An 8132-nucleotide genomic window follows, 5' to 3' on the forward strand; every position below is an offset into this window, starting at 1 on the left:
GCCGGCCGCCGCGCGGCCCCCCGCCCCCGCCCGCGGCCCCGCGGCCCCTTCGCCGCCGGCTTCCTCGGCAGCCGCGCGCTCCACGAGCACGGCGACGAGCGCCGCCAGTTCCCGCTCGTCCAGGCGGCCCTTCACGATCTCGAAGTCGGCGCTCACCGCCGCCCCCTCTCCCACCGGACGGTGCCGCCCCGGCCGGTTCCCGTGCTCACTGCGGCTGGTTCCCGTGCTTGCGGCCCGGCCGGGGCACGTACTTGCCGGCGAGCATGTCCAGCGCGTCGACGATCCGGGCGCGCGTCTCGGCCGGGTCGATCACCTCGTCGACCAGGCCGCGCTCGGCGGCGTGGAAGGGCCCCATCAGTTCCCGCCGGTAGTCCTCGACCCGGGCGCGGCGCTCGGCATCGGGGTCGTCGGCGGCGGCGATCTCCCGCCGGTACACCACGTTCACGGCCGCCTCGGCGCCCATCACGGCGATCTCGTTGGTCGGCCACGCCAGGGACAGGTCCGCGCCGATCGACCGGGAGTCCATCACGATGTAGGCGCCGCCGTACGCCTTGCGCAGCACGAGCTGCACGCGCGGAACCGTCGCGTCGCAGTAGGCGTAGAGCAGCTTGGCGCCGTGCCGGATGATGCCGCCGTGCTCCTGGTCGACCCCGGGCAGGAAGCCGGGCACGTCCACCAGCGTCACGAGCGGGATGTTGAACGCGTCGCAGAACTGGACGAACCGGGACGCCTTCTCCGCGGCGGTGATGTCCAGGACCCCGGCCGTCTGCGCGGGCTGGTTGGCCACCACCCCCGTGACCCTGCCCGCGAACCGGGCGAACGCGCACACCACGGTGGTGCCCCACATCTCGTGGATCTCGAACGTCTCGCCGTCGTCGACGATCTCCTCGACGACGGCGCGCACGTCGTAGGCGGCCTTGGGGTCGACCGGCACCATGTCGCGCAGCGCCGGGCAGGGCCGGTCCGGCGGGTCGTCGGTGGGCTGCTCGGGCGCGAACCGGGTGTTGTCGGCCGGGAGCAGCGACAGCAGGTGGCGCACGTCGGCGAGGCACTCCTCCTCGTCGTCGTACATCGCCTCGGCCACGCCGGTCCGCGACGCGTGCACCTCGGCGCCGCCCAGCTCCTCATGCGTGATCGTCTCGCCGGTGACGGCGCCCACCACGTCCGGTCCGGTGATGAACATCTGCGCGGTGTCGCGCACCATGAAGACGAAGTCGGTGAGCGAGGGCGAGTACGCCGCCCCGCCCGCGCACGGGCCCAGCATCACGCTGATCTGCGGGATCACGCCGGAGTTGCGGACGTTGCGCTGGAAGATGCCGCCGTACCCCGCGAGCGCGGTCACGCCCTCCTGGATGCGCGCGCCCGCCCCGTCGCACAGCCCGACCAGAGGCGCGCCCGCCTTGGCCGCCAGATCCATGATCTTGTGGATCTTGCCGGCGTGCGCCTCGCCGAGGCTGCCGCCGAAGACCCGGAAGTCGTGGGCGTAGGCGAACACCCGCCGTCCCCCGACCAGGCCCCAGCCGACGACGACCCCGTCCGTGGGCGGGCGTTTGCGCTCCATGCCGAAGCCCTGCGCGCGGTGCCGCCGGAACGTCTCGATCTCGGTGAAGGTGCCTTCGTCGAACAGCAGGTCGAGCCGTTCGCGAACGGTCAGCTTCCCCTTGGACTTCTGCGCCTGCGTGGCCCTGTCGCCGCCGGCCTCGGCGGCGGCCCGGCGCTCGGCCTCCAGCCGGGCCACGCGGTCCCGCATCTCAGACACTTCCATACCCTCCGTCGGCGAAGACCAGCGGTTTGGCGTCCCGGAGGCAGCCCGCCGCGACCACCAGCCCCACGACCACGCGGTGGTCGCCGAGCTCGGCGGCGTCCACGAGCCGGCAGTCGACGAACCCCGCCGCCTCGGCGAGCACCGGCGAGCCGGTCTCCGCGGTCACGACCTCCTGCCCGGCGAACCGGTCCACGCCGGGCGCCGCGAACCGGCGCGCGAGGGGCTCCTGGTCGGCGCACAGGAAGCTCACCGCGAAACAGCCCGCCCGTTCCACCACCGGCCACGTCCGCGAACCGCATCCGATGCAGAACAGGACGAGGGGCGGTTCCAGCGAGACCGAGGTGAACGAGTTCATCGTCGTTCCGGCGGGGCCGTCCCCCGAGTCGGCGGCGGCCACCGTCACCCCCGTGGCGAAGCCGCGCATCACCGAGCGGAACTTGCTGGCCTCCACGGGCTGGATCTGGCGAAGCACGGCGTTCCCTCCGCTGGGCGAACGGTCGCCGACAACGTAGGCCGCCCGGGTCGAGCCCGGTTCGCGTCCCGTCAGAGCCGCCTCCCGGGGCTCGGTCCGGGGCGGCTAGGGCTTGGTTCGGGGCGGGTCGATGAGCCCGGCGAGAGCGGCGCGGTTGACCGCGTCGAGCCGCGAACCCGCGCCGAGCTTCGCGAAGATGTTGCGCAGGTGGCGCTTGACGGTGGCCTCGGTGAGCGACAGCCGGTTCGCGATCTGCCGGTTGGTGAGCGCCTGCGCGGTGAGCGCGAGCACCTGCCGCTCCCGCTCGGTCAGCTGGACCGGCTGCGCCCCGTCGTCCTCGGGCAGGCTGCGCCGCGAGACGCTGAGCACGATGCGCTCGGGGTCCTCCACCGCCTGGATCGCCGCGACGAGTTCGTTGCGCGACACCGTCTTCAGCAGGTAGCCGCGGATGCCCGCCTCCAGCAGCGCGCGCAGCAGTTCGGGCCCCTCCTGCATGCTCAGGATGATGACCTTGGTGTCCGGGGAGTGCCGCCGGATGCGCCGCACCGTGGTGACGGCGTCCTGGCCGGGGCCGCCGACCTCCAGCAGGACGACGTCGGGACGCAGATCGGCGACGACCGTCAGGGCCTCGTCGCCGCTGCCCGCCTCGCCGACCACCTTCAGACCGTCGTCCTCTTCGAGGATCTCCCGCACGCCCTGGCGGACGAGGGTGTGGCTGTCGACGATCAGAATGGTCCGGAGCGTCAAGACCGCCCCCGGAATGCGGCGGGCTCGCGTTCCGGCCGATGGCGGCGTTTCCCTAAGAATCCGGCGGCATACTCTTTCGGCCATTCGCTCATGAAGGCTCCGATCGGCGCTATCTGGGCGCAGTCCGAGTCCGGACGCGGCCGCCCCGCCGCCCATCCCACCGTATTGCGATATTCAATCTTCAACCGACTGGAGAAACACGCCCCGTTGCCCGTCTGCGAGGCAACGGTAACACGCACCGATCTGGTCCGCCACCCGCCGATCGCCATTCCGATTCCGGTCCTCATACCGGTGGGCGCGGCCTTCCAAACAGTCGACTTCACCGCGGGCGGCGCGCTCCCCGAGCCTCCTCCCGCACCCGCCGTTCCGGGACGCGGCGCCCCTTCGGCACCGCCCGCCCGGGCGCCCCGCCGCGCCCGTCCCGGGGCACGGTGTCCGCGCGGCCGCCGCCGCATCGCCATCAGAACGCCCACCACCTGCCGGAACTCCGATCAGCCGCTCGGACGGGCGCCCGTCGGCTCAGACCCCTCATTCAGCTCACCAGGGCACCTGTTGCCAATTCCGGCCTCGTCAATCATCCACCCGGAAACCGATCACGGGGGGTCACAGGACGACCCCGAAGGTGCGCACCGCGTCACATCTCGCAGATTAACGATCGTCCGGCGGCCGCCGGGGGCCGCTCCTTCACGAGCCCCGATTGCCGCTTCGGACACCGAAATCCTGGAAGTCCCGCACGTCGCTTCGCGAAAGTCTCCCTTGCGCGAAGTGAGCGGCTTCCGGTAATACCGCCTACCGCGGCGGTCGCGTCCCCGCCCGTCCTCCGCGGAGCCGCCGATAAAGATCGAAATTCTCCGGCCGGCGCGTGATCCCAGGAGGGCGCCGCACCTGGGATCACCTGGGCTCCGGACGGCCGGCGGGCGAGGGGCCCGCGCCATGCCCGCGGGGCGGGGACGGGGCGGCCCGGGCGGTTCAGGCGCCCGTGCTCCACAGGTCCGGGCCGAAGACCTCGTAGTGGACGCGTTCGTCCGAGACTCCCGCGTCGGCCAGCCCGCGCCGGACCTCGCGCATGAACGGAATCGGCCCGCACATGAAGACACGGGCCTTGGGCGGCAGCGGCAGCAGGGCGACGTCGATCCGGCCGGCCCGGGCGTCCGCGCTCCCCTCCGGGTCCTCGTACCAGGTCAGCTGCCGGAAGTCGGTCATCCTGGCGCCCGCCTCGGCGATCTGGCGCCGCAGGGCGTGGGTGCGGGGGCTCCGGTCGGCGTGCACGGCCAGGACGGGGCGGCCCGGCCGCTCGGCGGCCAGGTGGTCGATCATCGCGGCGACCGGGGTGATGCCGATCCCCGCGCTGACCAGGACGAGGGGGTCGCCGTCGTCCTCCACCACCACGTCGCCGAAGGGCGGGGAGAGCTCCACCACGTCGCCCACGGCGACGTGCTCGAACAGGAACGTCGAGACGGCGCCGTCGGGGGCGGCGCCGTCGCCCCGCACGCGCCGCAGGGTGATCTGCACGGTGTCCCCGGTCGCTCGCGACAGCGTGTACTGGCGGGGCTGGCGCAACCCGTCCGGCAGCGTGACCGCGAGGGAGACGTACTGGCCCGGCCGGTGCGCGGGAACCGCGCCGCCGTCGGCGGGGGCGAGGACGAGGGAGACGGTGTCCATGGCCTCGTCCCGCCGCTCGGTGACGCGCCACGGCCGGAACGGCGCCGCCGGGTCGCAGGCGGCGTCCTGGTACAGGCGGGCCTCCTCCGCGATCAGCAGCGTCGCGAAGAGCCAGTACACCTCGGACCAGGCCGCGTGCACCTCCGGCGTCACCGCGTCGCCGAGCACCTTGGCGACCGCGTCCATCAGGTGCCGGCCCACGATCGTGTACTGCTCGGGACGGATGCCGAGCGAGGCGTGCTTGTGCGCGATCCGCGAGAGGATCTGCTGGAAGGGGATGGACGACTCCTCCGTCACCAGGTGCTCGGCGAACGCGGCGACCGAGCCGGCGAGGGCACGGCGCTGCTCGCCGTTGGCCTGGTTGCCCTGGTTGAACAGGTGCCGCAGCTCGGGGTGCGCGGCGAACATCGCGGCGTAGAACTCGCCGGTGATCGCGGTGCCGTTGGCGGCCACGGCGGGCAGCGTGGCCCGCACGGTGTCGGCGTGGTCGGACGAGAGCATCAGAATCCTTCCTCCGCAGGAAACGGCGCGCCGGCGGACGCCGGCGGTGCCAGGGAGAGCAGGACCGGTCCGGTCGGATCGGCCACCAGTTCGCGCAGCCGCACCTGGTTCAGCGACACCAGGAAGGCCTCCTGCGCCGCCCGCAGCGCCCCGCGCAGGCGGCAGCCGCCGCGCAGCGGGCAGGGCGGGCTGTCGCATTCGACCGCTTCGCCGGGCCCTTCCAGCACGCGGACGATCTCGCCGACCGGGAGGTCGGTCACGCCGTCGGCGAGGACGACGCCACCCCCGCGGCCGCGGGTCGTGCTGACGAACCCGTCCCTGCGGAGCCGCTGGACGATCTTGGCCATGTGCTGCGGCGCCACCCGCAGGCGCTCGGCGAGCTCGGCGGCGGAGCGCCGCTCGTTCCGCGCGCCCAGCAGCATCAGCACGCGCAGGGCCAGGTCGGTCGACTGGGTCAGGTGCACGGGTTGATCATAATTTGAATCGGACTCTGAGAGTCTGATTTAGCTCTGTGGGGATCGCCACAGAACCGCCGCATAGGCCGTGACGTGCGACGATGCCGCGAATACGGGGGACGGCCCCCACCAGGAGCGGCCGCCTCCCCGTCTTTCGGCCAGGCCCAGAGCGCGGATTCGGACACCCCGTCCCGGGTAGGGGACCGACGCGAGAGTCACGGCGGGAAATCGTGGACGAGGATGAGCCTTCTCGGGATGGTCGTCGCGGTGGTGGCGGCCTGCCTCATCGGCCTGGGGTTCGTGGCCCAGCAGCACGCGGCCTTCCAGGAGCCGCTCGGACGGATCCTGCATCCGAGGCTGCTGCTGGACCTGCTGCACAGCCGACTGTGGCTGGCCGGGATCGCCCTGATGGTCGCCGGTCAGCTCGTCTTCGCGTTCGCGCTGGACCTCGCCGGCGTCGCCCAGGCCACGCCGGTGCTCACCGTCAACCTCGTCTTCGCCCTCATCGCCGCGCACGTGATCTACCGGGAGCCGTTCGGCATCCGGGCGCTGCTGGGGTCGCTGACGCTCACCGGCGGGGTCGCGCTGTTCCTGGGCATCGGGCGGCCGCACGGAGGCACGCCGCCCGGCACGCTGTCCTTCCGCTGGCTGAGCGGAGCGGTCGTGCTGGTCCTCGCCGCGCTGGTCGCCGTGGGCGGAGGCCACCGGGACCTGCGCGTCCGCGCGATGCTGCTCGCCTCGGCCGCCGGACTGCTCTTCGGGCTCCAGGACACGCTGACCCGCAGCGTCGTGCTGCTGTTCGGCGCGGGGGTGGCCGACGCCTTCAAGACGTGGCAGCCCTACGGCCTGGTGTTCATCGGGACGCTCGCCCTGCTCTTCGCGCAGAGCGCCTTCGACGCGGCGCCGCTGCGCATCTCGCTGCCCGCCAGCACCGCGGCCGAGCCGTTGACCGCGATCGCGCTGGGAGTCGCGGTCTTCGGCGAGGGGATCCGGCTGTCCACCCGCGACCTGGCCCTGGAGGCGCTGGGGCTGGCGGGCATGGTGGCGGGCATCGTCGTCCTCGGCCGGTCGCCGTATCTCGGCAAGCCGGGCGAACTGGCGCCCCGGGACGGACGCGGGGGCCCATGATCGCCGTCATCCTCAGCCTGCTGGGCGGCGCGGCCAACGCCCTGGCGTCGGTGCTCCAGCGCCGGGCCGCCAGGTCCGCGCCCGAAGCCGACGCCTTCAAGCCGTCCCTCATCCTCGACCTGCTGTGGCAGCCGCTCTGGCTCGGCGGGGTGGGCGCGCTCATCGCCGCGTTCGTCTTCCAGGCCGCGGCGCTGTCGATGGCGGGCCTCGCGCTGGTCCAGCCGCTGCTGGCCTCGGAACTGCCGTTCACCATGATCCTCATCGCGTGGCTGCCGCCGAGCGGGCTGCGCCAGGTTCCGTGGACCGGCGTCGTCGTCCTCACCGCGGGCCTGGCGGCGCTGCTCATCGCCGCCTCCCCCAGCGAGGGCCTGGGCACGCCGGGGCCCGGCGAGTGGATCATCGCGACGGCCGCCACGGTGGGATGCGCCGCCGCCCTGGTGGTGGCGGCGTGGTCCATCCGCGGGCCTCTCCGCGGCGTGCTGCTGGGCGTGACGACGTCCCTCGGCTTCGCACTGACGGCCGCGTTCATGAGGACGGCCACGCGCGCGTTCTCCGACGGGTTCGCCGCCGTCCTGACCTCCTGGGAGCTCTACGCGATGGCCGCGGCGGGGGCGGCGAGCCTGTTCCTGCTCCAGAACGCGCTGCAGAGCGGCAGCCTGGTCGCCGTGCAGCCCGCCCTGACGGTCACGGACCCGGCCGCCAGCATCCTGCTGGGCGTCGGCCTCTTCGACGAGAGCATCCGGACCGGTCCGTGGATGGCCGCGGAGGTCCTCGGCATCGCGGCCATCCTGCTCGGCAGCGCCGTCATCGCCCGGTCACCGCTGCTGCACGACGAGCGCGCCGTCACCCCAACGCGGCGCGAATGACGTGGTCGGCCCGAGCGGCGTCGAACAGCACGTCCATCCGGCGTTCCCGTGCCCTGCGCGCCCGCTCGTCCCCGAGCCCGTCCAGCACGTCGAGGAGTTCGGCGGGCGACCGCGCGAGAGCGCTCAGGCCCGCCCGCGCCATCGCCTCGGCGCCGTCACGCCCGTGGCCGGGGATGGGCCGGTAGGAGACGACCGGCAGCCCGCACGCGAACGCCTCCCTGCACGTCTGCCCCGCCGCGTTGTCGACCAGCGCGTACGCGCCCGACATCAGAACGGGCATGTCGTCCCGCCAGCCGAGGGCGTGCCCGATCCCGCCCGCGCGGATCCGGGCGCGCAGCCTCCCGTTCCGCCCGCACAGCACGACCGGGAGGTACCGGCCGGACGCCGCGAGCCCGCGGGCCGTCTCGGCCACCCCGCCGATGCCCCAGGCGCCCGCGGAGATCAGCACGATCCGCTCCCCGGGCCGCGCGCCGACCGCGCGCCGCAGCCGTCCGCCGTCGTCCGCCCGCCGGAACCCGGGCCGCACCACGGGGGCG

General features: G+C 73.5%; 8 protein-coding genes and 1 pseudogene. 2 read left to right on the forward strand and 7 right to left on the reverse strand.

Annotated features, from left to right (window positions below):
* The 6 genes from AB0K37_RS38330 to AB0K37_RS38355 form a co-directional block, all read right to left on the reverse strand.
* Window positions 1-174 (reverse strand): acyl-CoA carboxylase epsilon subunit (locus AB0K37_RS38330; protein WP_363990079.1); only part of this gene is annotated, 174 nt, incomplete at its 3' end.
* Window positions 175-205: 31 nt separating this feature from the next.
* Window positions 206-1750: an acyl-CoA carboxylase subunit beta gene (locus tag AB0K37_RS38335; protein ID WP_363990061.1), complete on the reverse strand. Its 1545-nt coding sequence runs from the start codon at window positions 1748-1750 to the stop codon at window positions 206-208.
* Between the two features lies 1 nt (window position 1751).
* Window positions 1752-2237 carry a flavin reductase family protein gene (locus tag AB0K37_RS38340; protein ID WP_363990064.1) on the reverse strand — a complete coding sequence of 162 codons (486 nt, stop codon included), beginning with the start codon at window positions 2235-2237 and terminating at the stop codon, window positions 1752-1754.
* A gap of 105 nt (window positions 2238-2342) precedes the next feature.
* On the reverse strand, window positions 2343-2984 hold the full coding sequence (locus AB0K37_RS38345) for a response regulator transcription factor (protein ID WP_363990067.1): 642 nt from the start codon (window positions 2982-2984) through the stop codon (window positions 2343-2345).
* A gap of 969 nt (window positions 2985-3953) precedes the next feature.
* Entirely contained in the window at window positions 3954-5147 is a 1194-nt protein-coding gene (locus AB0K37_RS38350; protein ID WP_363990070.1) for a globin domain-containing protein, read from the reverse strand.
* Window positions 5147-5611 (reverse strand): Rrf2 family transcriptional regulator, encoded by a 465-nt coding sequence (locus AB0K37_RS38355; RefSeq protein WP_363990072.1) that lies wholly within the window; start codon window positions 5609-5611, stop codon window positions 5147-5149. The genes AB0K37_RS38350 and AB0K37_RS38355 overlap by 1 nt, the downstream gene beginning before the upstream one ends.
* 231 nt (window positions 5612-5842) lie before the next feature.
* On the opposite strand from AB0K37_RS38355, the gene AB0K37_RS38360 reads away from it, so the two are divergent.
* Entirely contained in the window at window positions 5843-6730 is an 888-nt protein-coding gene (locus AB0K37_RS38360) for a DMT family transporter (protein ID WP_363990075.1), read from the forward strand.
* Window positions 6727-7596 (forward strand): DMT family transporter, encoded by an 870-nt coding sequence (locus AB0K37_RS38365; protein WP_363990077.1) that lies wholly within the window; start codon window positions 6727-6729, stop codon window positions 7594-7596. Before AB0K37_RS38360 ends, AB0K37_RS38365 begins: the two co-directional genes overlap by 4 nt.
* On the opposite strand, the pseudogene AB0K37_RS38370 reads toward AB0K37_RS38365, so the two are convergent.
* A pseudogene (locus AB0K37_RS38370) lies at window positions 7574-8132 on the reverse strand (hypothetical protein); the annotation flags it as partial. The gene AB0K37_RS38365 and the pseudogene AB0K37_RS38370 overlap by 23 nt on opposite strands.

Source organism: Actinomadura sp. NPDC049753 (assembly GCF_040674655.1).
Lineage (GTDB): Bacteria > Actinomycetota > Actinomycetes > Streptosporangiales > Streptosporangiaceae > Spirillospora > Spirillospora verrucosospora.